29 protein-coding genes are annotated in these 22,225 nt (G+C 59.4%); 28 read left to right on the top strand and 1 reads right to left on the bottom strand.

Features of this window, described 5'->3' with window-relative positions; translation table 11 throughout:
• The first annotated feature begins 9 nt into the window (after positions 1 to 9).
• The 25 genes from ACZ0A4_RS14070 to ACZ0A4_RS13950 all read left to right on the top strand — a co-directional run bounded on the left by ACZ0A4_RS14070 (position 10) and on the right by ACZ0A4_RS13950 (position 18,847).
• Positions 10 to 225: a hypothetical protein gene (locus ACZ0A4_RS14070; protein ID WP_083366729.1), complete on the top strand. Its 216-nt coding sequence runs from the start codon at positions 10 to 12 to the stop codon at positions 223 to 225.
• Positions 226 to 227: 2 nt separating this feature from the next.
• The gene (locus ACZ0A4_RS14065; RefSeq protein WP_463575241.1) at positions 228 to 1,838 is read left to right on the top strand and encodes a phage portal protein; all 1,611 of its coding nucleotides are present in this window, start codon (positions 228 to 230) and stop codon (positions 1,836 to 1,838) included.
• Between the two features lie 2 nt (positions 1,839 to 1,840).
• A complete protein-coding gene (locus ACZ0A4_RS14060; RefSeq protein WP_463575240.1) occupies positions 1,841 to 3,073 on the top strand; it encodes a S49 family peptidase in 1,233 nt (410 codons plus the stop codon).
• Positions 3,074 to 3,085: 12 nt separating this feature from the next.
• Positions 3,086 to 3,436, top strand: a complete 351-nt coding sequence (locus tag ACZ0A4_RS14055) for a head decoration protein (RefSeq protein WP_463575239.1) — start codon at positions 3,086 to 3,088, stop codon at positions 3,434 to 3,436.
• 13 nt (positions 3,437 to 3,449) lie between these two features.
• Positions 3,450 to 4,478 (top strand): major capsid protein, encoded by a 1,029-nt coding sequence (locus ACZ0A4_RS14050; protein ID WP_047598916.1) that lies wholly within the window; start codon positions 3,450 to 3,452, stop codon positions 4,476 to 4,478.
• A gap of 1 nt (position 4,479) precedes the next feature.
• On the top strand, positions 4,480 to 4,698 hold the full coding sequence (locus tag ACZ0A4_RS14045) for a hypothetical protein (protein WP_346609337.1): 219 nt from the start codon (positions 4,480 to 4,482) through the stop codon (positions 4,696 to 4,698).
• Entirely contained in the window at positions 4,698 to 5,012 is a 315-nt protein-coding gene (locus ACZ0A4_RS14040) for a head-tail joining protein (RefSeq protein ID WP_443536093.1), read from the top strand. The genes ACZ0A4_RS14045 and ACZ0A4_RS14040 overlap by 1 nt, the downstream gene beginning before the upstream one ends.
• On the top strand, positions 5,009 to 5,665 hold the full coding sequence (locus ACZ0A4_RS14035; protein ID WP_463575236.1) for a hypothetical protein: 657 nt from the start codon (positions 5,009 to 5,011) through the stop codon (positions 5,663 to 5,665). Before ACZ0A4_RS14040 ends, ACZ0A4_RS14035 begins: the two co-directional genes overlap by 4 nt.
• A gap of 1 nt (position 5,666) precedes the next feature.
• Positions 5,667 to 6,188 (top strand): hypothetical protein, encoded by a 522-nt coding sequence (locus ACZ0A4_RS14030; RefSeq protein WP_463575235.1) that lies wholly within the window; start codon positions 5,667 to 5,669, stop codon positions 6,186 to 6,188.
• The gene (locus tag ACZ0A4_RS14025; protein WP_463575234.1) at positions 6,185 to 6,772 is read left to right on the top strand and encodes a phage baseplate assembly protein V; all 588 of its coding nucleotides are present in this window, start codon (positions 6,185 to 6,187) and stop codon (positions 6,770 to 6,772) included. Before ACZ0A4_RS14030 ends, ACZ0A4_RS14025 begins: the two co-directional genes overlap by 4 nt.
• A 53-nt stretch (positions 6,773 to 6,825) precedes the next feature.
• Positions 6,826 to 7,056 carry a hypothetical protein gene (locus ACZ0A4_RS14020; protein ID WP_463575233.1) on the top strand — a complete coding sequence of 77 codons (231 nt, stop codon included), beginning with the start codon at positions 6,826 to 6,828 and terminating at the stop codon, positions 7,054 to 7,056.
• A gap of 5 nt (positions 7,057 to 7,061) precedes the next feature.
• Positions 7,062 to 7,388 (top strand): GPW/gp25 family protein, encoded by a 327-nt coding sequence (locus ACZ0A4_RS14015; protein WP_103368789.1) that lies wholly within the window; start codon positions 7,062 to 7,064, stop codon positions 7,386 to 7,388.
• Positions 7,385 to 8,269: a baseplate assembly protein gene (locus tag ACZ0A4_RS14010; RefSeq protein WP_463575232.1), complete on the top strand. Its 885-nt coding sequence runs from the start codon at positions 7,385 to 7,387 to the stop codon at positions 8,267 to 8,269. The genes ACZ0A4_RS14015 and ACZ0A4_RS14010 overlap by 4 nt, the downstream gene beginning before the upstream one ends.
• A 2-nt stretch (positions 8,270 to 8,271) precedes the next feature.
• Positions 8,272 to 8,877 carry a phage tail protein I gene (locus ACZ0A4_RS14005; RefSeq protein ID WP_463575231.1) on the top strand — a complete coding sequence of 202 codons (606 nt, stop codon included), beginning with the start codon at positions 8,272 to 8,274 and terminating at the stop codon, positions 8,875 to 8,877.
• Positions 8,874 to 10,415 (top strand): phage tail protein, encoded by a 1,542-nt coding sequence (locus ACZ0A4_RS14000; protein ID WP_463575230.1) that lies wholly within the window; start codon positions 8,874 to 8,876, stop codon positions 10,413 to 10,415. Before ACZ0A4_RS14005 ends, ACZ0A4_RS14000 begins: the two co-directional genes overlap by 4 nt.
• A gap of 2 nt (positions 10,416 to 10,417) precedes the next feature.
• Positions 10,418 to 10,846, top strand: a complete 429-nt coding sequence (locus tag ACZ0A4_RS13995) for a phage tail assembly chaperone (RefSeq protein WP_463577552.1) — start codon at positions 10,418 to 10,420, stop codon at positions 10,844 to 10,846.
• 103 nt (positions 10,847 to 10,949) lie between these two features.
• The gene (locus ACZ0A4_RS13990) at positions 10,950 to 12,116 is read left to right on the top strand and encodes a phage tail sheath subtilisin-like domain-containing protein (RefSeq protein ID WP_463575229.1); all 1,167 of its coding nucleotides are present in this window, start codon (positions 10,950 to 10,952) and stop codon (positions 12,114 to 12,116) included.
• A 12-nt stretch (positions 12,117 to 12,128) separates the two neighbouring features.
• Positions 12,129 to 12,632 carry a phage major tail tube protein gene (locus ACZ0A4_RS13985; RefSeq protein ID WP_103368783.1) on the top strand — a complete coding sequence of 168 codons (504 nt, stop codon included), beginning with the start codon at positions 12,129 to 12,131 and terminating at the stop codon, positions 12,630 to 12,632.
• An 11-nt stretch (positions 12,633 to 12,643) separates the two neighbouring features.
• The gene (locus ACZ0A4_RS13980) at positions 12,644 to 12,958 is read left to right on the top strand and encodes a phage tail assembly protein (RefSeq protein WP_463575228.1); all 315 of its coding nucleotides are present in this window, start codon (positions 12,644 to 12,646) and stop codon (positions 12,956 to 12,958) included.
• 155 nt (positions 12,959 to 13,113) lie between these two features.
• Positions 13,114 to 15,561, top strand: a complete 2,448-nt coding sequence (locus tag ACZ0A4_RS13975; protein ID WP_463575227.1) for a phage tail tape measure protein — start codon at positions 13,114 to 13,116, stop codon at positions 15,559 to 15,561.
• A gap of 9 nt (positions 15,562 to 15,570) precedes the next feature.
• A complete protein-coding gene (locus ACZ0A4_RS13970) occupies positions 15,571 to 16,416 on the top strand; it encodes a phage tail protein (RefSeq protein ID WP_463575226.1) in 846 nt (281 codons plus the stop codon).
• The gene (locus tag ACZ0A4_RS13965; protein ID WP_139055585.1) at positions 16,391 to 16,597 is read left to right on the top strand and encodes a tail protein X; all 207 of its coding nucleotides are present in this window, start codon (positions 16,391 to 16,393) and stop codon (positions 16,595 to 16,597) included. The genes ACZ0A4_RS13970 and ACZ0A4_RS13965 overlap by 26 nt, the downstream gene beginning before the upstream one ends.
• Before the next feature lie 69 nt (positions 16,598 to 16,666).
• Positions 16,667 to 17,713 (top strand): phage late control D family protein, encoded by a 1,047-nt coding sequence (locus ACZ0A4_RS13960; RefSeq protein WP_463575225.1) that lies wholly within the window; start codon positions 16,667 to 16,669, stop codon positions 17,711 to 17,713.
• Between the two features lie 34 nt (positions 17,714 to 17,747).
• Positions 17,748 to 18,311 (top strand): glycoside hydrolase family 19 protein, encoded by a 564-nt coding sequence (locus ACZ0A4_RS13955; RefSeq protein WP_463575223.1) that lies wholly within the window; start codon positions 17,748 to 17,750, stop codon positions 18,309 to 18,311.
• Positions 18,293 to 18,847 carry a lysis protein gene (locus ACZ0A4_RS13950; protein ID WP_463575222.1) on the top strand — a complete coding sequence of 185 codons (555 nt, stop codon included), beginning with the start codon at positions 18,293 to 18,295 and terminating at the stop codon, positions 18,845 to 18,847. The genes ACZ0A4_RS13955 and ACZ0A4_RS13950 overlap by 19 nt, the downstream gene beginning before the upstream one ends.
• Here the strand turns inward: ACZ0A4_RS13950 and ACZ0A4_RS13945 are convergent.
• On the bottom strand, positions 18,836 to 19,381 hold the full coding sequence (locus tag ACZ0A4_RS13945; protein ID WP_463575221.1) for a hypothetical protein: 546 nt from the start codon (positions 19,379 to 19,381) through the stop codon (positions 18,836 to 18,838). The two genes, ACZ0A4_RS13950 and ACZ0A4_RS13945, sit on opposite strands and share 12 nt — an antisense overlap.
• A 179-nt stretch (positions 19,382 to 19,560) precedes the next feature.
• On the opposite strand from ACZ0A4_RS13945, the gene ACZ0A4_RS13940 reads away from it, so the two are divergent.
• From ACZ0A4_RS13940 to umuC, 3 genes are all read left to right on the top strand, one after another.
• The gene (locus ACZ0A4_RS13940) at positions 19,561 to 20,355 is read left to right on the top strand and encodes a DNA adenine methylase (RefSeq protein ID WP_463575218.1); all 795 of its coding nucleotides are present in this window, start codon (positions 19,561 to 19,563) and stop codon (positions 20,353 to 20,355) included.
• Positions 20,356 to 20,479: 124 nt separating this feature from the next.
• Positions 20,480 to 20,905 carry a LexA family protein gene (locus ACZ0A4_RS13935; RefSeq protein WP_463575217.1) on the top strand — a complete coding sequence of 142 codons (426 nt, stop codon included), beginning with the start codon at positions 20,480 to 20,482 and terminating at the stop codon, positions 20,903 to 20,905.
• Entirely contained in the window at positions 20,898 to 22,175 is a 1,278-nt protein-coding gene (umuC, locus tag ACZ0A4_RS13930; RefSeq protein ID WP_463575216.1) for a translesion error-prone DNA polymerase V subunit UmuC, read from the top strand. Before ACZ0A4_RS13935 ends, umuC begins: the two co-directional genes overlap by 8 nt.
• Positions 22,176 to 22,225: the final 50 nt, after the last annotated feature.

Genomic DNA, 22,225 nt, shown 5'->3' with positions numbered 1-22,225 from the left:
AAAACAAACATGACAGACGCACAACAGCGCCTCGCGGAAGTCCGGGCGGCGATCTCTGACGTCCTGAAGAAAGGCCAGCGCTTGCGTCGTGCGGACCGAGAACTGTATCGCGCCGAGCTGAACAGCCTTCGTCTGCTGGAGCAGCAATACGCCAAAGAGGTCGCGCTGGAACAGGCCCAACAACAGGGACGCGGCCGTAACCGCATCTCCTACATGAAGATCTGACTATGGGATTTTTTCGAAAAGACCCGGCCGAGTTGCTGATGCGTGAGGCGATCAAGCTCGCCAAGTCGGCAAACGAAGCCCGGCCTATCGTCGCTCAAGGCGGTGGTGGCGGTGTTGAGACGCGGTGGCGCGGTGCCTCCCGTGTGCTGCGTAGCATGGCCAGCTGGATACCCGGTCTTGGTAGCCCGCGTCGGGATCTCGATCAGAATGAGCGGCGAATGCTGGTGGCTCGCTCGCGGGATGCCATGCGCAATCACCTGATCGCCCGTGCAGCCATCACCCGCTTGCGTACCAACGTGGTTGGCACCGGACTTGTTTGCCGCGCACAGATCGACCATGACGCGCTTGGCCTCGACGAACTGCAGGCCGATGCAATCAACGCTCAGCTTGATCGTTTGTGGTCGTTGTATGCCGATGACCCGAGGGAATGTGACGCGGAGGCGTCGCTCAATCACTACCAGTTGCAGGCGCTGGTGTTGATCTCGTCGATGGTAGGCGGTGATGTATTGGTGGCCAGTCCCGACGATGAGCGTCCTGGCTGTGTGTTCAGTACCCGGCTGCAATTGATCGAGTCAGATCGGGTGTGCAACCCGGCTGGGCAACTGGATGGCGTCAACCTGGTGGACGGAGTCGAGTTTGACCGGCTCGGCGCGCCGTTGGCCTATCACGTCTGCAGCGGCTACCAGAACGAATACACCTCCGGCCAAGCGCTTAAGTGGGAACGGTTGCCGGCCTTCGGAGAGGCCACTGGCCGGCGCCGGGTGATGCACGTCATGGCAGACAAGGAGCGGCCAGGGCAAAAGCGTGGCGCGCCCTATTTGGCTCCGGTGCTGGAGCCGCTGCAGAAGCTGGAGCGCTACAGCAGTGCCGAACTGATGGCGGCAGTGATCTCGGCGATGTTCACCGTGTTCATCAAAAAGACCAATGACTTTCAGGTTGGCAATCTGCCGCTGACGGCGCTGACCAACGAAGGTGACGGCGTTGGAGGCGACACCACCGGCGATGGTGAGTTGGCCTTGGGCGAGGGCGCCATTGTCGATTTGGGCCAAGGTGAAGAGCCAGTGATCGCCAACCCAGCGCGACCCAACGCGCAATTCGATCCGTTCTTTACCGCCGTAGTTAAGGAAATCGGCGCCGCGCTCGAACAGCCAATGGAAGAGCTTTTGCTGCATTACAGCAGCAGCTATAGCGCTGCCCGCGCCGCCATGTTGCAGGCGTGGCGGTTCTACAGCCTGCGTCGTTGGTGGCTGATCTGTGACTTCTGTCAGCCCAGTCGAGAGCTGCTGATTGATGAAGCGGTGGCGAGGGGGCTGATCAGTTTGCCGGGTTACGCCGATCCGGCCAAACGCAAAGCGTACTGCCAAGCGATCTGGATCGGTCCGGCCCGTGGCGCTATTGATGAACTGAAGGAGGCCAACGCCGCCGGCAAGCGCATTGAAATCGGCGTCAGCAATGAAACGCTGGAAACAGCCGCAATGACCGGTGAACCGTGGCAGCAGGTGTACCGACAGCGTGTCCGCGAGGTCGAGCAACGCCGCAAGGATGGCCTGCATGTCCTGCCCAAAGGACGCGAACAGGAAACCCCACCGCCTAATAACCCCAACGAGGAATAACCATGCCCCGCGCATTTGAGCTGGCTGCATCGCAGCCTTGGCTGATGCTGCCTGGCGCCCTGGACAACCTGCTGACCATTGCAGATCGGATGGGCGATCCGGCAGCGCTGGAAACCCGTACCGGCATGCGGCTGGATAACAGCCGCACCGTCAGTGTGCGCAATGGCGTGGCCATCATTCCGGTGGTCGGCCCGGTGTTTCGTTACGCCAATCTCTTCACGGAGATCAGCGGCGCGACGAGCACTCAGGTGTTAGCCACCGACCTGCAAACGGCGCTGGATGATCCCAAGGTCAGTGCAATCATCCTGAACATCGACAGCCCTGGCGGTGTAGCGGCTGGCATCAACGAGCTGGCCGACCAGATCCATTCGGCCCGAGATCGTAAACGCATTGTCGCCTACATCGGCGGCACTGGTGCCAGCGCGGCCTATTGGATTGCTTCAGCGGCCAGCGAGATCGTTATCGACGAAACCGCACTCGCCGGCAGCATCGGTGTAGTCGTCGAGGCTGTCGTCGGCGGTGAAGAAGCCAACGGTCGCAAGCGCTACCAGATCGTCAGTCGCAACGCGCCCAACAAGCGAGTTGATCTGGCCACAGAAGAAGGTCGGGCCAAAGTCGGCGAGACGGTCGACGCCATGGGCGATGTGTTCGTGGCCAAGGTGGCTCGCAACCTGGGCGTGGATCCGGAGCGCGTTCCCGAGATGGGCGACTTTGGCGGTTTGCGCGTTGGCGTCGCCGCCGTTAACTCCGGCTTGGCCCACCGCCTTGGCTCCCTTGAAACATTGATTACTGAACTGGCCAAACCGGCCGCAACACAACCGAGGAAATACAACATGACCACCGTCAGCAGCACGGCGGAGTTGCGTGAGGCGCTGGCCGCCGGCACGGATCCGCAAACCATCGAGATCGCTCAAGCCAGCCAACCGGATCTGGAGAGTGTTCGTGCCCAAGGCCGTGAGGAGGGAGCTACCGCCGAGCGACAGCGCATTACCGGAATCAACGCCATGGCCAGCAAGGGTTTCGAGACCGAGATCGCCGCCGCCATCGATGCCGGCACCTCGGTCGAGGCCACCGCTCTGCAGCTGTTTAAGGCAGCGCAGGATCGCGGTATTTCACTGAGTGCGATCAAGGCTGACGCCACCGGCGCGTCTACGTCCACTCCGACGGGCGATGCAGCTCAGGGTGAACGTAAAGCAGTTGTGAACGCCATTGTTGAAGGCGCCTCGCGCCGCTGATTGGAGACCCTCATGAGTAATCCTGAACGCCAAACCTACGCCCCCGACCAACTGTCGGCGGGCGCCTTTCCGGTGATCATCGACACCGCCGTGATTGCCTCCGGACAGAAACTCAACCGTGGCGCCGTCCTTGGCCAGGTGAAAACCAGTGGTGAGTTTGTCCTGGCCAAAGCAGCGGCAGCTGATGGCTCCGAGGCGCCAGTGGCAATCCTCGATCAGGCCACCGATTCGACTAAAGGCGCGCAGATCGCGCCTATCCGCCTGACCGGCGAGGTGCTTGCAAGCCAACTCACTCTCGGCGAGGGCTTCAACCTGGCGCAGGCGAAAGCCGCGCTACGTGCCCTGAGCCTTTTCGTTCGTTAATTCGGAGTTATAAATGGATATTTTTGATACTCGCACCATGCTCGAAGCGGTCGAGCAGATGCCGACTGCGCGCCGTTTTTTGTTGAACACGTTTTTCAACGGTGGCAGCCCAGTGACGTTCCCTACCAAAACGGTCGACATCGACATTATCAAGGGCAAGCGAAAAATGGCGCCCTTCGTCCACCCGCGTCTGCCTGGCAGTGTGTCTTTGCGTGAGGGCTACACCACCAGCAACTACACCCCGCCTTACATCCAACCCAAGCGCGAAACCACTGCCGAGTTGGTACTCAAGCGCTCGGCCGGCGACAACCCGTTTTCTTCACGTACTCCATTGGAGCGGGCAGGGCAGTTGCTCGGCAAGGATCTGCGTGACTTGGATGATGAGATCGTACGCCGTGAGGAGTGGATGTGTGCTCAAGCTCTCACCACCGGCAAGGTGCGGGTGATCGGCGAAGGCGTGGACGACACCATCGACTTCCTGATGTCCAGTGATCACAAGATCAGCCTGGGCAGCGGACAATGGAACAGCTCTGACGGTGACCCTATTGCCAATCTGCGTGGCTGGAAACGCAAAATTGCCAAGGACTCTGGACGTACAGCCAACACCGTCGCCATGAGCGGTGAGGCACTGGATGCCTTCCAGTCGAACGCGACGGTGATGAAACAGCTCAATACTCGCCGTGTGGATATGGGGCTGATCAAACCCGAGGAGTTGCCCGACGGTGTGACGTACCTCGGCTATCTGAATGATCCGGGCGTCGACCTTTATGGCTATGACGAGTGGTACCTGGATGACGACGAAGAAGAACAGCCGATGATTCCGGCCGGCGGCCTGATTCTCGGTTCGACTTCGACGCGCAACGCCATGTTGTATGGCGCGATCCAGGATCTGGAAGCCGTGGAAAGCGGCTTGGTTGAAGCGGCGCGCTTCCCGAAAAGCTGGGTGACTCAAGAGCCAAGCGCTCGTTGGCTGAAGCTCCAGAGTGCAGCATTGGCTGGCCTGCTCGAACCGGACGCCTTCATCTACGCCAAGGTGGTGTGACATGGCCAAGAAAGCCGAATTTCTGGTGATTGATGGTTGCGTGCAGGATGGCCGCGTCGTTGTCGTAAAGGGCGAGCCATACAGTCCGCCGAATAAAGAAATCGAGGAAGCGTTACTCGCTGAGGGGCGTATCGCCCCGCTCAAGGATCCGCGAGCACAAGAACTGCTGCGCCAACAGTCGGACGTTGCCAATGAGGACGAAGACAGCGGAGGTGAGTGATGGGCTTTCGCGAATTGAGCGACGACATGGATGCCCTGGTTCTGGATGGCTTGGGCGATATGGCAACGGTCGGCGGTCGAGAGATCGCCGGTTTCTTTTCCGCGCCTTGGTTGCAACCGCGCATGGGGCGAATCAACACAGCATTGCGCGAGCCGCAATTTGAGATTCGCGTCGTCGATGCTGCAGGTGTAGAGCCGGGACAGCTGGTGGTCGTTGATCTTGCAAAGCAAGACGGGGGAGGCCAGTACGACTTGGTGAAACTTGAACCAGATGGCTCCGGCTGGGTGGCGTTGCTATTGAGGCCTAAAGCATGAGCGTTGGCAGTCACTTCAAACCCTCGGCCGGCGGCGGGATGATCTCGTTGCAGACATCGGCGGCAGACCTGAAAGCCTTTCAGGACTTTGCCGCCGTAGTGCCAAAAGCAGCGGCCAACGCCCAGCGCCGAGCCATCAACAAAACCCTACGCTGGCTTGCCACACAAATTGCCCGCGCCGTAGGCCGACAGGAACACATTGCGGTCGCTGCTGTTCGGCAGCGCCTGCGGGCCTACCCGGTCAGTGGCGGGGCCAACAGCGGCAAATTGTGGTTCGGCCTCAACGCCATGGAGGCCAGCCGCATCGGCCGGCCTCGGCAGAGTCGCTCCGGTGTCTCGGTGGCCGGCCGGCGCTTTCAAGGTGCATTCTTCAAGAAGGTCTACGGCAACAGCGCAGACGTCTGGATTCGTACCGGCAGCAAGCACTTCAGGGCGAGCGACTATCCCGACAGCGATGTCAGCGGTGCGGTCGGCGCGAGTTCGGGCTGGATCGCCGAACACGACAACCGCTTCCCCATAGCCAAGGCCAAGGTGTCGTTGGAGCAGGCCCGCCCGCACTTCGAGAGCTGGGTACGTCAGGCTGACGAACACCTGGTCCATGTCCTGCAGCAGGAACTCAATTTCGAAGTGCAGAAGCACTTGAAGGGGAAATGACGTGACGGATCAAGTCGACGAGTCGTTCAGTCTTGAACAGCTGTATCACGCCATCGAGCGGCGCATTCAAGAGCACTTCCCGGGCCTGCAGACGGTGTCCATGTGGCCGGATGATTTGGATCGCTTGCCGCTGCCAGCGGTGCTGATCGAACTGGCCGAGATGGAGCCGGGTCTCGATCCGGGAACCGGTGAAACCGGCTTGGCCTGCAAGTTTGAGGCGCGAGTGATCACCGATCCGATTCAGCCGGATCATCATCAACAAGCGGTGTTCCTGGCGGGCCACCTCGCCGCGTTGCTGCGCATGCAGTGCTGGGGAGTTGAGGTCGAGCCGGCCGAGTTCGTGCAGGCCATGCAGGACTGGACCAAACCCGAACTGGACGGCTACACCGTCTGGGTCGTGGAATGGACGCAGCAGATCTACCTCGGTGAGGCCGAATGGCCTTGGCCGGATCAGCCGCCGGGCACTCTGCTGCTGAACATTGAGCCAGGCGACGGCCCGTTCCGTCCGGAGGACGTGCAATGAGTTCCGGTTACGTCACGGCTCAGCACGACCGCATGCTCGCCGGCCTGGTCAAGGATTGCTACGTGGTGGCGGTGGATCTCGCTGCGTCCCCCCCCGTGTGCCGAGTCTCGGACGGGGAGTGGGTCAGCGGCTGGGTGCGCTGGCACAGTGTTGCAGCTGGTAAGGCGCGGCACTGGCGGGCACCGAGCATCGACGAGCAGGGCACTTTGATCAGTGCCAGCGGCGATGTAGCACAGGGCACGTTCATTCCTGGTCTTTACGGTAATGGTGGCCCGCCACCGGACAACCGCGACCACGTAGAGGTCTGGCGTTTCGATGATGGGGGCTCACTGGTCTACGACTGGCAGGCCAACAGTTACACCATCACTCTGCCGGGCGGTACGGTCACCATCAAGGTCGGTTCAACACTGGCCGAAGTCACCGATAACGCTATCAGCGTGAAGTCCGGAACGATCGATCTGGAGGGCGCCGTGAACATCAAGGGGCCGGTCAACATCGACGGATCGTTGCACGCGACGCAGAGCATCACCAGCGATGCCGACATTCTGGCCGCCGGCCAAAGTGACAACCACCACAAGCACTAACTCATCACTCATTCAGCCCGCCGCGAGCGGGCTTTTTCATGCCTGGAGAAACCATGGCCAAACATCAAGATGATTTGCCTGCGCCTGAGTCCGTTCCGGTCAGCACCGTGCAGATGACCTCGACCGTGACCTTTCGCGACACCCTCTACACCTCGCGCACGGTCATCCTGCCTGACGGCCGCACCCTGGCCGTAGCGAAAGCCCAGGTGTCGGTTGATGCCACCGACGATGTAGCGCTGCAGTGCCTCAAAGCTCACGCCGAGTTCGAGCAACTCAAGGAGTAAACCCGATGATCGGAATGGATCGCCACACCGGGCAACCCATCTCCGGCATCGAGCATTTACGTCAGTCGGTGGCGGACATCCTCGGCACGCCGTTGCTGAGCCGTCGCGAGCGTCCGGAGTACGGCAGCAAGCTGCGGCGTATGGTCGACCTGCCCATCAACGAAGGCTGGAAGAGCGCCGCTCAAGCGGAAGCGGCCCGGGCGTTGCGCCAGTGGGAGCCGCGACTGAAGCTTGAGCGCGTCGTCGCCATCTCGGTGTTGGGCGGGAAAATCAATTTCAGAATCAGTGGCGAGTATCTCGGTGAGCGCGGCACGTTGGAGGTGTGGGTATGAGTACGCTGGTGGATCTGACGGAGCTGCCCGCACCGGATGTGCTGGAGCCGCTGGACTTCGAAGAAGTGTATGGCGAAGCGTTGAACGTGTTTCGCAGTTACATGGGCGACAACTGGACAGCGGCGTTGGAGAGCGATCCGGTGACCAAGCTGCTGGAAGTCGGCAGTTACATCAAACTCGGCAACCGGGCGCGGGTTAACGACGCGGCGAAGGCGCAACTGCTGGCGTATGCCATCGGCGCCGATCTGGAGCAACTGGCCGCCAACGTCAATCTCAAGCGCCTGGTGATTCAAGCGGCAGATCCGCTGGCGGTGCCGCCGGTCGAGGCGGTGCTGGAGTCCTACGATGCCCTGCGTGAACGGGTGCAGATGGCCTACGAAGGGTTGACCACAGCGGGGCCACGCAACAGCTACATCCTGCATGCCCGTAACGCCTCGGCGCTGGTTGCTGACGCAACAGCCGAAAGCCCGGCGCCGGCCTGTGTCGACGTGACGGTGCTGGGCCTGGAAGGGGACGGCGCAGTCGGGCCGGAGCTGCTGGCCTTGGTCGCTTTGGCTGTGAATGATGACGACGTGCGCCCGGTCGGTGACCGGGTCACGGTACGCGGCGCCGAGATCCTGCGGTACCGGATCGATGCGGTGCTGCACATGAAAGGTACCGGACCGGAAAACGACGCCGCGCTCGCCGAGGCAATCAAGCGCCTTGAGGCCTGGATCAATCCGCGCCGTCGCTTGGGCGTCGAGCTAGCGCGCTCGGGTGTCGATGCGCAGCTGCATGTCGCCGGTGTGGCCCGCGTTGAACTCAAGGACTGGCAGGATCTAAAACCCACCAAGGCGCAGGCGGCTTTCTGCACCGGTTACACCGTCGTATTGGGAGGCTGAAAATGCGCAGCCTTTTACCGCTCAACAGCACTCCCCTGGAACGGGGTATCGAGGCGACGTTTGCCGAGACCACGCTGATTCCGTTGCGCACGCTGTACAACCCCGACACCTGTCCTGTGCACCTGCTGCCACATCTGGCCTGGGCCTGGTCAGTTGATCGCTGGGATCCTGCGTGGTCGGAAGCGGTCAAGCGTGCCGCGATCAAGGCCTCGTTCTACATCCACAAGCACAAGGGCACTATCGGCGCATTACGCCGAGTAGTCGAACCGCTGGGTTACCTGATCGAGGTGCTGGAGTGGTGGCAAAGCGTACCGGAAGGCGTGCCGGGTACCTTCGCGCTGAAGGTCGGTGTACTCGACACCGGCATCACCGAGGAGATGTACCTCGAACTGGAACGCCTGATTGATGACGCCAAACCGGTCAGCCGGCAACTGACCGGCCTCACCATCAGCCTCGAAACCCAGGGCAACTTGAACATCAGTGTCGCTCTGTACGAGGGCGACGTAATCGACGTTTACCCGCCAGTGATGCGTGACATCGAAGTCACCGGCAGCTTTGGCGTGGTCGGGCGCGAACACTCCGTAGACACTCTGGACGTTTACCAATGATTGATGCGAACTCGCAGTTTTTCGCCATCCTGACCAAGGTCGGAGAGGCGAAGCAATCGAATGCCGATGCACTCGGTGTTCCCTGGCTGATCAGCCAAATGGGCGTAGGTGATGCTAACGGCGCTGATCCCATTCCTGATCGGTTGCAAACCAAACTGATCAACGAATGGCGGCGCCGGCCGTTGAATCAACTCAAGGTCGACCCGAACAATCCGGCGATCATAATCGCCGAGCAGGTAATTCCGGCAGACGAGGGTGGCAAGTGGATTCGTGAGATCGGCCTTTACGACGCGGACGGTGATCTAGTGGCGGTGGCCAACTGCGCGCCAAGCTTCAAGCCACTGCTGTCGCAAGGTTCAGGCCGCACGCAAATTGTGCGCATGAACTTCATCGTCACCAGCATTGGCAATATTCAGCTCAAGATCGATCCTGCAGTAGTGCTGGCTACACGCGAATACGTCGACGCGAAGATTCTGGAAGAGCTGTATAAGCTCGACTGCAAGCAGTCGGTGCGAGTCGCCACCACGGGTAATATCGCGTTAACAGGGTTGCAGACCGTCGACGGTGTCATCCTGGCGGCCGGCGATCGGGTGTTAGTGAAAAACCAGACCTTGGCTAAAGACAATGGCATTTACGTTGTGCCGGCGAGTGGTGCGTGGTTCAGGGCGACGGACGCTGACAGCAATGCTGAAGTGACTTCGGCGCTGCTGGTGTCGGTCGAGCAAGGCGCAGCCCAGGCTGATACTCGTTGGCAGTTGATCACGGACGGGGGAATCATTCTAGGCACCACGGCGCTGACGTTTCAGAACGTGACGCTAGGTTTTGCGCCAATCAACGCCCCGGCGCTGGTTAACCCAACAGCCAACACACAACCGCAATTTGATAATTCTTCGAAACTTGCTACGACCGAATTTGTGCAGCGCGCGGCGGGTAGTTTGGCCGGATACGCCGCCTATACAGTTAGTACGGTTTTGACGGTGTCCGATGTCGGCAAGTACGTCTATACGAGCGGAGCGGCTGTGACACTCACGCTGCCTGATGCCACTCTGTTGCCTAGTGGAAGTCGAATTTACATTCAGGCGGGATCAGCGAGCACCTGCAATGTAAAGTCAATTAACGGCGCCATTGTTGGGCCTAATGGCAATCCGGCGGGTTCATCGAATGTGTTGCTGGGTAATGGCGTTGCGACGGAATTTATCGCGTCGGGTTCGTCCTGGCTGGCCGTTGGCGGATCTGGGCTCGGCTTTCTTTCGGCTAACGGCTATCAGCGGTATCCGTCGGGTCTGATCGAGCAATGGGGAACCGTAACGGTCAATGACAACATTGAGGTATTCATCACTTTGCCCATCGCTTTCCCTAACGCAGTTCTCGGGGCGATGGCAGGAGTATCCAACTCGGGCGTAGTGGGTGGTGGTGAGTTCGCAACAGCCGGCGCGAGAAAGAACTCCGGCAGCCTCAGTACCATTGGAATAAACGCAAACACGGGGCCTAACCTATCGGCTAGTCAGCTCGTAACTTGGCGAGCGTGGGGTTATTGATCATGATTTTTTTTAGTGCATCTGAGCGTGGCTTTTACGACGACGCCATTAACAGCAACATGCCAGATGATGGCGTTGAGGTTTCCGATCAGCGCCGTCGCGAAATTCTGGCTGGTCAATCTGCCGGGATGGTCGTCGCTGCTGACGAGTTCGGCGGCCCCATCCTTGTCGATCGGCCGCCGCCTAGCGCTGAGGCACTGGCCGCCGCTGAGCGTGTTTGGCGTGATCGGCAATTGGCGGCTACTGACCCTCTGGTTTCACGCCATCGCGACGAGGTCGAGGAAGGCAGGGCGACTTCGATCATGCCTGAGCAATACATCGAGCTTCAGGCTTACCGCCGGCAGTTGCGCGACTGGCCGCAAGGCGGCGGATTTCCGCTGTCGGATCACCGTCCTGTCGCGCCTCTTTGGCTGGCTGAGCAAGAGCAATAAACGCCCCGCACTGACGGGGCGTTTTCTTTTCCGTTACGCGTAACACGAACACTCTCACAGCCTCGCTTATGCGGGGCTTTTTCGTTTCTGGAGAACGAGCCTTATGAGTTTCTTTCACGGCGTCACGACCACCGCGGTCGATACTGGCGCACGCACTATCTCGCTTCCGTCCTCGTCGATCATCGGCCTGTGCGACACCTTCAGCCCCGGCTTGGTGGGTGGCGGTACGGCCAAGGCCGGCGAGCTGAAGCTGATCACCACCGAGCGTGAAGCCATTGCAGCGTTCGGCGCCGATTCAGCGATCACTAAGGCCTGCCAGGCGATTTATGCCAAGGCCAAGGCGGTGATCGTCGCCATCGGTGTGCCGAAGATGGACGACCCGGCGCTGCAGACCTCGGCCATTATCGGCGGTGTTTTGGAGTCTGGTCAGCGTACCGGCCTGCAGGCGCTGCTCGATGGCAAGAGCCTGTTCAATGCCCAGCCGCGATTGCTGATCGCCCCCGGCCATTCCGCAACCAAAGCGGTGGCCACGGCCATGGACGGACTGGCCCAGAAGCTTCGCGCCATTGGCATCATCGACGGGCCATGCACCACCGACGAGGCCGCCATGGCGTACGCGAAAAACTTCGGAAGTCGCAACCTGTTCATGGTCGATCCTGGTGTGCAGTTCTGGGACACCGGCGAAAGCAAGACGGTGGACGCGCCTGGTTCTGCGTGGACGGCCGGTCTGTTTGCCTGGACGGATGCCACCTACGGTTTCTGGGCCTCGCCTTCGAACAAGGAACTCACCGGCATCACCGGGACCACCCGTGCCGTCGAGTATCTGGACGGCGATGAAACCTGCCGGGCCAACCTGCTCAACAACGCGAACATCACCACGATCATTCGTGATGACGGCTATCGCTTGTGGGGCAACCGCACGCTGTCGAGCGATCCGAAATGGGCGTTCGTCACCCGCGTCCGCACGCTGTTCATCATCATGGACGCGGTACAGGCCGGTCATAAATGGGCGGTCGACCGCTCGATCACCAAGACCTACGTCAAGGACGTCACCGACGGCTTGGAAGCATTCATGCGCGACCTGAAAAATCAGGGTGCGGTGATCAACTTCGAGGTGTACGCCGATCAGGAGCTGAACACGGCCAGCCAGATCGAGCAGGGCAAGGTGTATTGGCGGATCCGCTTCACCGACGTGCCGCCGGCCGAGAACCCGAATTTCCTTTTCGAAGTCACCAACGAGTGGATGACCGAAGTGCTTGAAGCCGCCTAAGGAGGCCACCTGATGATTCCTGAAGTTCTGTCCAACTGCGCCGGGTTTATCGACGGCGTGAGTTTTGCCGGCGAGATGCCGAGCCTGACCCTGCCCAAGGTCGTGCTGAAAACCGAAACCTACCGGGGCGGCGGCATGGCCGGCGAGATCGAGATCCCGACCGGTGTCGAGAAACTTGAAGCCGGGTTTACCACTAACGGTGTGCGCCGCGAGGCATTGAAATGGTTCGGTTTGTCCGACCGCACCGCTTGTACTGCGGTTTTTCGAGCAACGTTCAAAGGCCTCAAGGGCAAGGTCACTCCGGTCATCGTGACCATGCGCGGCGGTCTCAAGGAAGTCGACATGGGCGACTGGAAAGCCGGCGAAAAAGCCGAGAGCAAACACAACATGGCGTTGACCTACTACAAGCTCGAAGTCGGTGGCCGGTTGATCTACGAGATCGACATGGTCGGCATGGTGCTGGTGGTCGACGGCGTTGATCAACTGGCAGAAGAACGCTCGGCCTTGGGCCTTTAAGGAAAAACGCAATGACTCAAGCAGTTCAAGTTACACCCGAACAGTCGCTCCCTAACTGGATGGAACTGACCGAGGAAGGTTTTCGTATCAGCCTCAAGTACCCGACTGAACTCAATGGTGTGCAGGTCGACCGACTGACGATGCGCGCACCTTGCGTGCGGGATGTGCGGGCCGCGCAAGCGGCCTCCAACGGTGATGCCGAGCAGCGGGAATTGTCGCTGTTTTCCTCGCTGACCCAGACTTCCGAGGCGGATCTGGTGGGGCTCAAGATGGTGGATTACATGCGCTTGCAGGCCGGCTACTTTCGTCTGGTCACGGACGACTAAGTGCGACGGTTCTACGTTGAAGATCCTGGCCAAGCGTATGGCGAAAGAGACCGGGTTCTCGGCCGCCGAGATCCTGGCCATGTCCTTCAACGAACTGGTGTGGTGGCTCTCCGATTGAGCCACCGCTTAACCAACCTTGCGCATAAGGTCCGCACATGGCGAAGAACCTCGCACTCGGCTTTGTCATTGGCGGCGCCGTCGATCCGACGGTAGGCAAAGCGTTCAAGGACGTCGAAAGCAAGATCAAACATTTGGACACCGTGGGCAGCAAGGCCCGCGTGTTGCAGAACACCATCGGCGACACCGTGCGTCTGCGCGATGAATGGCGCAAGGCGCACATGACCGGCGCCGCCGGCGCGGACAAACTGCTGAGCAAGTACGAAAAGAACCTCGAACTGCTGAAAAAACAAGGCGTCGAGGTGGGCAGGTTGAGCAAGGCCTACGCCACAATGGGACGCGTGGCGGCTGGAGCCGAACTGAAGGCACTCGGTCATCGACAGATCGAGGAGGGCAGGGCAGGACTGAAAGGCACCCTCGGTCAAGCAGGTGCGCTGACCGCAGCAGCTGCCATCCCGACCAAGGTCAGTGCGGACTATGGTGCGATCATTCGCGACATTGCGATCAAGGCCAACATTGCCAACACGCCGGAAGAGGCGCAACTGTCCAAGACTGTGATCGACACGTCACGCGATACAGGCATGGCGCGTAATCAGGTGGCCGAAGTGGTCAACGCCCTGGTCGGCGCCGGTATGGAGTTGGACAAGGCGCTGTCCTATGCACCGACCGCAGCCAAGTTTGCGGTGGGGCAAGGATCGGAAGGCACTGAAACGGCGAAGATGATCAACGCCTTGGGTCAGAACGCCAAGATCACTGACCCCAAAGTGATGCAGCAGGCGCTGGAGGCCATCGCCTACCAGGGCCAGGCGGGCAGTTTTGAAGCGGTCGACATGGCCAAGTGGTTTCCTGAGTTGCTGGCCGGCATGGGCAAACTGGGTATCACCGGCATGGACTCGGTGACGCAGCTGGGCGCGATGTTGCAGGTGCAAATGAAGACCGCCGGTGGATCGGACGAAGCGGCGAACAACCTCAAAAACTGGATGGAGAAAATTGGCTCCGGTGAAACGGTCAAGGCCTACCAGAAGGCCGGGATCGACTATAAGGGGTCGATGCAGACCGGTTTGCAGAATGGCAAATCCACACTGGAATCCAGTTTTGCCCTGGCCCAGAAGTACATCGAAGCGACTGATCCGAAGCGAGCCGCCGAGATGGCCAAGGCCACAGCGGCGATCAGTAAAGAGGCTGACCCCGAGAAAGCCAAAGCCATGATGAAGTCTCTGGAAGAGGCTTTGCGTACCGGTGACCTGTTCGCTGATATGCAGGTCAAGGCAGCCTTGACCGCGTACATGCAGAACAAGGATCTGTATGAGCAGTTGAAAAAGGATTCCGCCGGGGCGACCGGTATCCTTGACAAGAACCTGGCCGAGCGCCGGCAAACCTCAGCGCAGAAATGGTCTGAAATGGCCCAGTCGATGGACGATGCGATGCGCAGCATCGGCGATGCGATCCGGCCGGTCACCGATTCTGTAGCCGACGGCATCAACAACGTCAGTCGCAAACTGTCGGGCTTCTCCGACGAATTCCCTCGTGTGGTAGTCGGTATCGGGACGGCCGTGGCAGCGCTGGTCGCATTGGGTGGTGTGGTTCATACCTACAAGATCGGCAAGGGGCTGATGAACCTCGGGCGCGGCACGCTGATGGGGAATCCGAATATCCCGCAAAAGGTGATCGTCACCAACCTTCCGGGTGCTGGTGGCGGGCTGAATGGCGGTGATCTCGATGCCAGCGGCGAAGGCAAGAAAGGCAAAGGTGGGAAGGGCGGTGGGAGAGGAGGTGGTGGTCGTGGCGCCAAGATTGTTGGCGGCATGAAAGGTCCAGCGCTGCTGGCGGTGGTGGATGCTGGTTTTAAAGCCTACGACACCTATGAAAATGCCGAGACCCAGGATGAAAAGGCGGAAGGCTACGGACATGCGGCCGGTGGTTTGGCAGGTACCCTGGCCGGCGCGGCTGCCGGTGCCGCCATCGGTTCGGCAGTGCCCATTATCGGCAACATCGTCGGCGGTCTTATTGGCGGCTATCTCGGCTACATGGGCGGCGATGCGCTCGGTGGCGTCATGGGTAAAAAGCTGTTCGGCGCTGATGAATCGCTGAAAAAAATACCGGATGCCGGCACGCTGATGATGGCTGATGCCGGGAAAAACCTGGCGCCGGTGATGGGCGACATTGCCCGGTCATTCGAACCCAAGCCGGCTGGTCCTTTGGCACCTGCTGCAGCAATGGGCGATGTGGCCAGGTCGTTGGCCGCACCTGCCAGTACGCCAGTGCCACCGGCTCTCCTGGCTGCACCGGTTCCGGCTGCGAAAGCCGAGTCGCCTAAGATCGAGCAACAGGTTCAAATCTCGGCGCCGCTGCACATCACCGTCCAGGGCGATGCGAAGGATCCGGCGCAAATGGCGCGTGAGCTGCAGCCCTTCATCGCGCAACAGATGCAGCAGGCCACGCAGCAGTTGCAGAACCGCAAGCTGTATGACGAACCGCATGTGTAAGGAGGGCTAATGGCCTATATGGAACAGCTGCAGTCCGGTCTGAAGAATCTGGCTGCAGCGGGGGAGACTGGACGACGTAGCCTCGACGGCATGATGGGGCCGGTCAACGGTGCCATCAGCGAGATCAGCGGCGCGGCCTCGGAGCTGGAAGGTATTCCAATCGTGGGGCCGGCGGTCGGGGCAAAGCTGCAGCGTGTCATGCGCAGCGTCAACGCCGCGCAGGCCAAGGTCGGCCAGGTGGTGGCCACCTACAACAAGGCCATCCGCGCCGTGTCGCAGATTGATGAGCGGATGGGCGAACTCAAGGAACAGGCAGCGCGGGCGTCCACTGCGATCAACAAGATCGCCGGCAAGGTCAGTCCATCACTGGGGAACATTCTGCCGACCGGCTCACTGGCGGGTGACGCGACACCGATGCCGGAAGCGGTGAAGCCGTTTCCGCACTTGCTGATCGTGCAGCCGCTGGATCCCAAGGCGGTCCCGTATTACTTCAACCTGGACACCGCCGCCTTCGACGAACTGCGACGCTCGACGGAGTACCGCTGGGCGTCGCAGGAACGGTTGACCCGCCGTCCGGCGCAGCAAGCGGTGGGCATTGGCGAGGAAAAAATCACCCTCAAGGGCGCGATTTTCCCCGGCTTCAAAGGCGGGATCAAACAGCTGGACACCCTGCGCAGTCTCGGTGCCCAGCTCCTGCCTCTGACCCTGACCACCGGCTATGGCGACGTGCTCGGCACCTGGTGCTTGAAGAACGTCGAAGAAGAACAGAGCGCGCTGCTGCAGGGCGGTATCCCGCGTAAGCAATCGTTTACCTTGGAGTTTGTACGCTATGGCGATGACCTGCAGAACGTCTGACGGGGATCTGCTGGACACCCTGTGCTACCACGCCTATGGGCATTTGAGCGGAACGGTCGAGGCGGTGCTGGACGCCAATCAGGGGCTGGCCGACGAGCCGCAACCGTATCGCGCCGGCATCGTGATCGAGCTGCCGGATCTGCCGGCACCCGATGACAGCGAGGTGATGCTGTGGGGCTGATGCCCCTCCGGTATGCCGCGCAATGACTCAATCGGCCCGCCCAGTGCGGGCTTTCTTTTGGATGGAATGATGACCCCAATCTTTCGTGTCGTGGCCGACGGCGCCGACATCACCCAGCGGATCAATGACCGCCTGCTGCAGTTGAAGACGACAGACAAACCCGGCATGGAATCCGACGAGTTCGAATTGCGCATCGACGACCGCGACGGCGCTGTGGTGCTGCCTCCACGCGGGGCCAGCATCGAGATCTTCCTCGGTTATGCAGAAACCAAACTGACCCGCATCGGCCGTTACGTCGTCGATGAGATTGAGCTGTCCGGTCCTCCAGATACATTGCTGATCACCGGTAAGGCCAGCGACATGCGCGGCAGCGGCAAGACTACCCGTAGCGGCAGTTGGGAGAATGTGCCTCTGTCGCGGATCGTTGCCGATGTTGCCGCTCGCAACGGCTGGCAGGCGGTCTGCCCGGTGCAGACAAAAGTGCCTCGTGCTGATCAGCTTAGTGAGTCCGATTTCAATTTCATCACCCGGCTGGCCAAACAGTACGACTGCACGGCCAAGGTGGCCGACGGCAAACTACTGGTGATGCCGCGTCAGGGCGGTGAGAGTGCTTCGGGCAAGGCGCTGGGCACGGTGACTATCCAGCGCCGGGATGTCAGTCGCTTCCAGTTCCGACTCGGAGACCGCAACACGCACAAGGCCGTGTCGGCCAAGCACCAGGACAAAAAGACCGGCAAGCTCGCGGTGGTCACCCTCGACAACGACGAATCGCCGGACGGTTTACCGCCAGTGCATACCGACCGCCACATCTACCCGAACAAGTCAGCCGCCGAAGCGGCAGCCCAGGCACGTCTCACTGCGTTCAACCGCTCCACCGCTGGGGTCCGGCTGGAAATGCCAGGGCGCACCGATCTGTTTGCGGAACGATCGATCAACGCTCAAGGCTTCAAGGTCGGCCTCGATGGCGAGTACCTGGTCGACTCTGTGGAGCAGGTGTTTACCCAGTCCGGCTGGAGCACAACGGTCGAGTGCAACGGCGGCAAGAAGGGCAAGGCGAAAGCCAAAGGCAAGAAGAAAAAAGCGGAGAAGGATCTGAAGGTCGTTCAGCTCAACTAAAAGCGTCGCATCCCCACACCTCAAGGAGACATCGATGTCACTGACAGAACAGCAACTGCAACGCATCATGCCCAACGCCCGCCGCCAAGCGGGCGTTTTTGTATCCGCCCTCAACGCAGCGATGGCTCACCGGCAGATCAACACGCCGAAACGCCAAGCCGCTTTTCTGGCGCAAGTCGGTCACGAGTCGGGCCAGCTGCAGTACGTCCGGGAGCTGGGTGGCGACCAGTACCTGAGCAAATACGACACCGGCAACCTGGCTGCAAAACTGGGCAATACACCGGCAGCGGACGGCGATGGCCAGCGTTATCGCGGTCGCGGGCTGATTCAGGTGACCGGCCACGACAACTACCTGCGCTGCAGCCTGGCACTGTTCGGCGACGAGCGATTGCTGCGTGCCCCAGAGTTGCTGGAGTTGCCGCAGTGGGCTGCCGAGTCGGCTGCATGGTACTGGTCGGTGAATGGGTTGAACGCGCTCGCGGATCAAAACGAATTCAACACGATCACCCGCAGAATCAACGGCGGTCTCAATGGCCTGCAGGATCGGTTGGAGTTGTGGGGGCGGGCGAGGGCGGTGCTATGCGTCTCGGCGAACTGATCCCGGCGCCGTATCGGCTATTGGCAAAAGGCGTGCTGCCGGTCGTCTTGGTCGGTGGTTCTGCGTCCATTACCTGGCAAGTCCAGGATTGGCGCTACGGCAAACAGCTCGCAGAGCAGGCCCGACTCCACACCGAAAGCTCTAACCAGTTGGCCCTGGCCACGGTTGCGCAGCAGCGTGCCGAACAGGACAAACGCTTTGCGCTCGAGCAGCGCTTGGTTACCAGCGAACAAACCCATTACCGAGCCTTGAGTGATGCCCAACGTGATCAAGGTCGCCTGCGCGACCGTCTTGCCACTGCTGATCTGCGCTTGTCAGTCCTACTCGACGCCACCACCGGCGCCGGCAACGGATCGTTGTCAGCCACCACCGCCACCGTCGGCGTGGTTCATGGCTCCACAAGAGCCGAACTTGACCCAGCGCATGCTCAACGAATTATCGGCGTCACCGATGACGGCGACCGGGGGCTGATTGCCCTCGCGGCCTGTCAGGCGTATGTGAAAACTATTATTGGAGCTGACTACTCAGCGGAGTAGGCCTCTGTCGAGCTTTATAGGGTTATCGTATTGAGATGTTCGTGAAGCTTTAGCCAAGAACTCATGTAAGAACGCCATGCAGGTGCACGCAATCAGTACGCATGTAACACTTACGGTAAGCATTATGTAATCACCTTTTGTCAGCGTGATGATGCTAGTGAATAAACCTAGGCAAAGGACTCCAATCATCGCTCCGCCCCCTGTTCGTAGAATGGTCAAAAAACTAGTTCCAACCTCTGTCATCATTTTATGGATGGTGACAAGTTTCTTCTGTGCATTTTCTGAGATGAAACGCATGCCGAATCGAATTGCGGTTGCGATGCAGTAAGGGATTAATAAGAATCCCGCATAATCTATTAATGATCCTATTGCCAGTAACCCACTAACTATGTCGTCAAGCTCCTTTGGGTTTCTTGTGTAAATAATAACTGGTATTGCCCCGAGGATGACTGATATGAAAAACTCATAACGAATCTTTTTTGCAATAATAATGAATGCAGATGCAAAGCCGTCTTTGTGTTTTGTCATTTTCATTAATGATAGTTAATTGAGATACTTTTAATAAAGAAGCGATCGGGTAAAGATGCGTCAACATCCTTCCCGATCGCTGTCCCCGCAGATGGTCCCTGCAAGTCCAGCCAAGGCTTCCGCTCCGTGCACAAAGCGCGGCGAGCCTAGCACCTGTTTATCCATACAGTAAAGGTCTTGCTTTCATGTCTACTCCCATCATCCCCTGGATGGGCGGCAAACGCCGCCTGGCCGACCGCCTCATTCCGCTTTTTCCGCCACACGAATGCTACGTTGAAGTCTTTGCCGGCGGTGCCGCGCTGTACTTCATGAAGCCTCAGCCATCGCCCGTTGAAGTCCTCAACGACATCAATGGCGACCTGGTCACGCTTTACCGCGTCGTACAGAACCACCTCGAAGAATTTGTGCGCCAATTCAAATGGGCGCTCAGCTCGCGCCAGGTGTTCGAATGGCAGAAAATGACCCGCCCCGAAACACTCACCGATATCCAGCGCGCCGCCCGATTTTTCTACCTGCAGCACCATGCCTTCGCCGGCAAGGTCTCCGGTCAGACATTCGGCACGGCGACCACCGCACCGGCCATCAACCTGCTACGCATCGAGGAAAACCTCTCGGCCGCGTGGCAGCGCCTGTCCGGCACCTACGTCGAAAACCTTCCCTGGCTTGAATGCGCCGAACGCTACGACCGTGCCCACACCTTCCACTACATGGATCCACCTTACTGGCAGACCGCCGGCTATGGCGTCGACTTTCCGTTCGAGAACTATGAGCGGATGGCCGACTTCATGCGCTGCTGCAAAGGCAAAGTGATGGTCAGCATCAACGACCACCCGGACATCCGCCGCGTGTTTGAAGATTTTCACTTCGAGACCTTAGACATCCGCTACACCACAGCCAATCAGCGGCAGGGGAAAGCTGAAGTGAGTGGCGAGCTGGTGATCATGAACTGGGAACCGGCAGCGTTGGGTGGGTTGTTCTGACAGATGCCGGGTATCATTTCTTTACTTCCCACCCTCCCGTCTATCCGATATTTCCTACAGAAATTGACCAAATGCCGATCTGAAAGTTAACTGTACATTCATACAGTGTCGGAAGTCGTGCGTCATGAGCTTTTCAATCCTAAGCCCTATAGCCGTGGCCGGTCGGAAATTACCTCTTTGTCTTTTTCGAGTGCCGGCAGGTTTTCCTTCGCCGGCAGCGGATCACATCGAAACCCACATCTCGCTCGACGAAGTGCTCAACATTCGTGCCCCACATGTTTACCTGGTGAAAATTGCCGGAGAGAGCATGCAGGGGGCAGGGATCTTTGACGGCGATTTAGCGGTGGTGGATCGTTCACTGGAGCCGGCGCACGGGCATATTGTTGTTGCGCTGCTCAACAACGATCCGCTTTGCAAGCGGCTGTGCATCCGTGGGAAAGAGGTAGTACTGCTGTCTGAAAACCCCAAGTACCCGCCGCGTTACGTGCTGGAGGGCGATGAGCTAGCGATCTGGGGCGTGATTATCGGTAGCGTGCGCAGTCATGTCTAAGCAGGTGCCGGTGTTCGGCCTGATCGATTGCAACAGCTTTTACGCCAGCTGTGAACGAGTGTTCCGCCCTGACCTAGCCAAGGTGCCCATCGTGGTTCTGTCGAACAACGACGGCTGCGTTATCGCTCGGAGCTACGACGCCAAACCGTACGTGAAAATGGGCGAGCCGTATTTCCAGATCAAGTACAAGCTCAAGCAGCACGGCATCATACCGTTCTCATCGAACTACGCGCTGTACGGTGACATGAGTGAGCGCGTAATGACGCTGATCGAGTCAATGGTGCCCTCAGTCGAGGTCTACAGCATCGACGAAGCCTTCGTCGACCTCACCGGCATCACCGATTTGGACGGTCTCGGCCGACAGATTCGGAGTCAGGTGCTGAGGTGCGCTGGCATTCCAGTCGGCGTTGGTATCGCTCAGACTAAGACCCTGGCCAAGCTTGCCAACCATACGGCGAAACGCCTGCAGGCGCAGACAGGTGGGGTCGTCAATATTTGCGACTCAACTAAGCGTGACTGGGTGCTGCGTAACACCGACGTTTCAGAGGTGTGGGGTGTAGGGCGTCGCATGAAAGCGCACTTGGATACCATGGGCATAAAAAGTGCGATGGACCTGGCCAAAGCCGACCCTTGGACACTGCGCAAAAATTTCAGTGTGGTGATCGAAAAGACAGCGCGCGAACTGGCCGGCACTCCCTGTCTGGAGCTAGAGGAGCCCGATCCGCCGAAACAGGAGATCTGCTGCAGTCGAATGTTCGGCACCCGCCTGACGGAACTGGCACCGATAAAGGAAGCGGTGGCCACGTACATGATGCGCGCTTCAGAAAAGCTCAGGGCGCAAAACTCGCTGTGTAAGAAAGTGCGCGTGAGCATTCGCACCGGCATGTTCAATCCGGAGGAGGCGAAGTACGCCAATGGTGTAGTGATCGAAATGCCTTACCCCACGGATGACGTCCGGCTAATGACCAAGGCCGCGGTCGATGCGCTGGACCGGATATATCGCCCTGGTTTCAAGTACAGCAAGGCGGAGGTATTGCTGATGAACCTGTGTCAGCAAGGTGAATACACGGACGATCTGTTTGCGGCCTCTCAACCGACCGAATCTACCAAGGTCATGGCCGTACTGGATCAGATCAACGAACGGTGGGGAAGGGGGACGCTGCGAGCGGCGAGCGTTCCTACCAATCCAGAGTGGGCCATGCGGCGTGAAATGATGAGCCAGAGCTACACGACTCGCTTGGATCAATTGTGGACGATCAACTGTAGGTAGTAAGACGTCCGCAATCGGCCATGAGCGAAAACTGACAAAAAATCAGGGCA

Source organism: Pseudomonas sp. AC172 (genome assembly GCF_979258595.1).
This window is presented reverse-complemented; position numbering and strand designations above follow the sequence as displayed.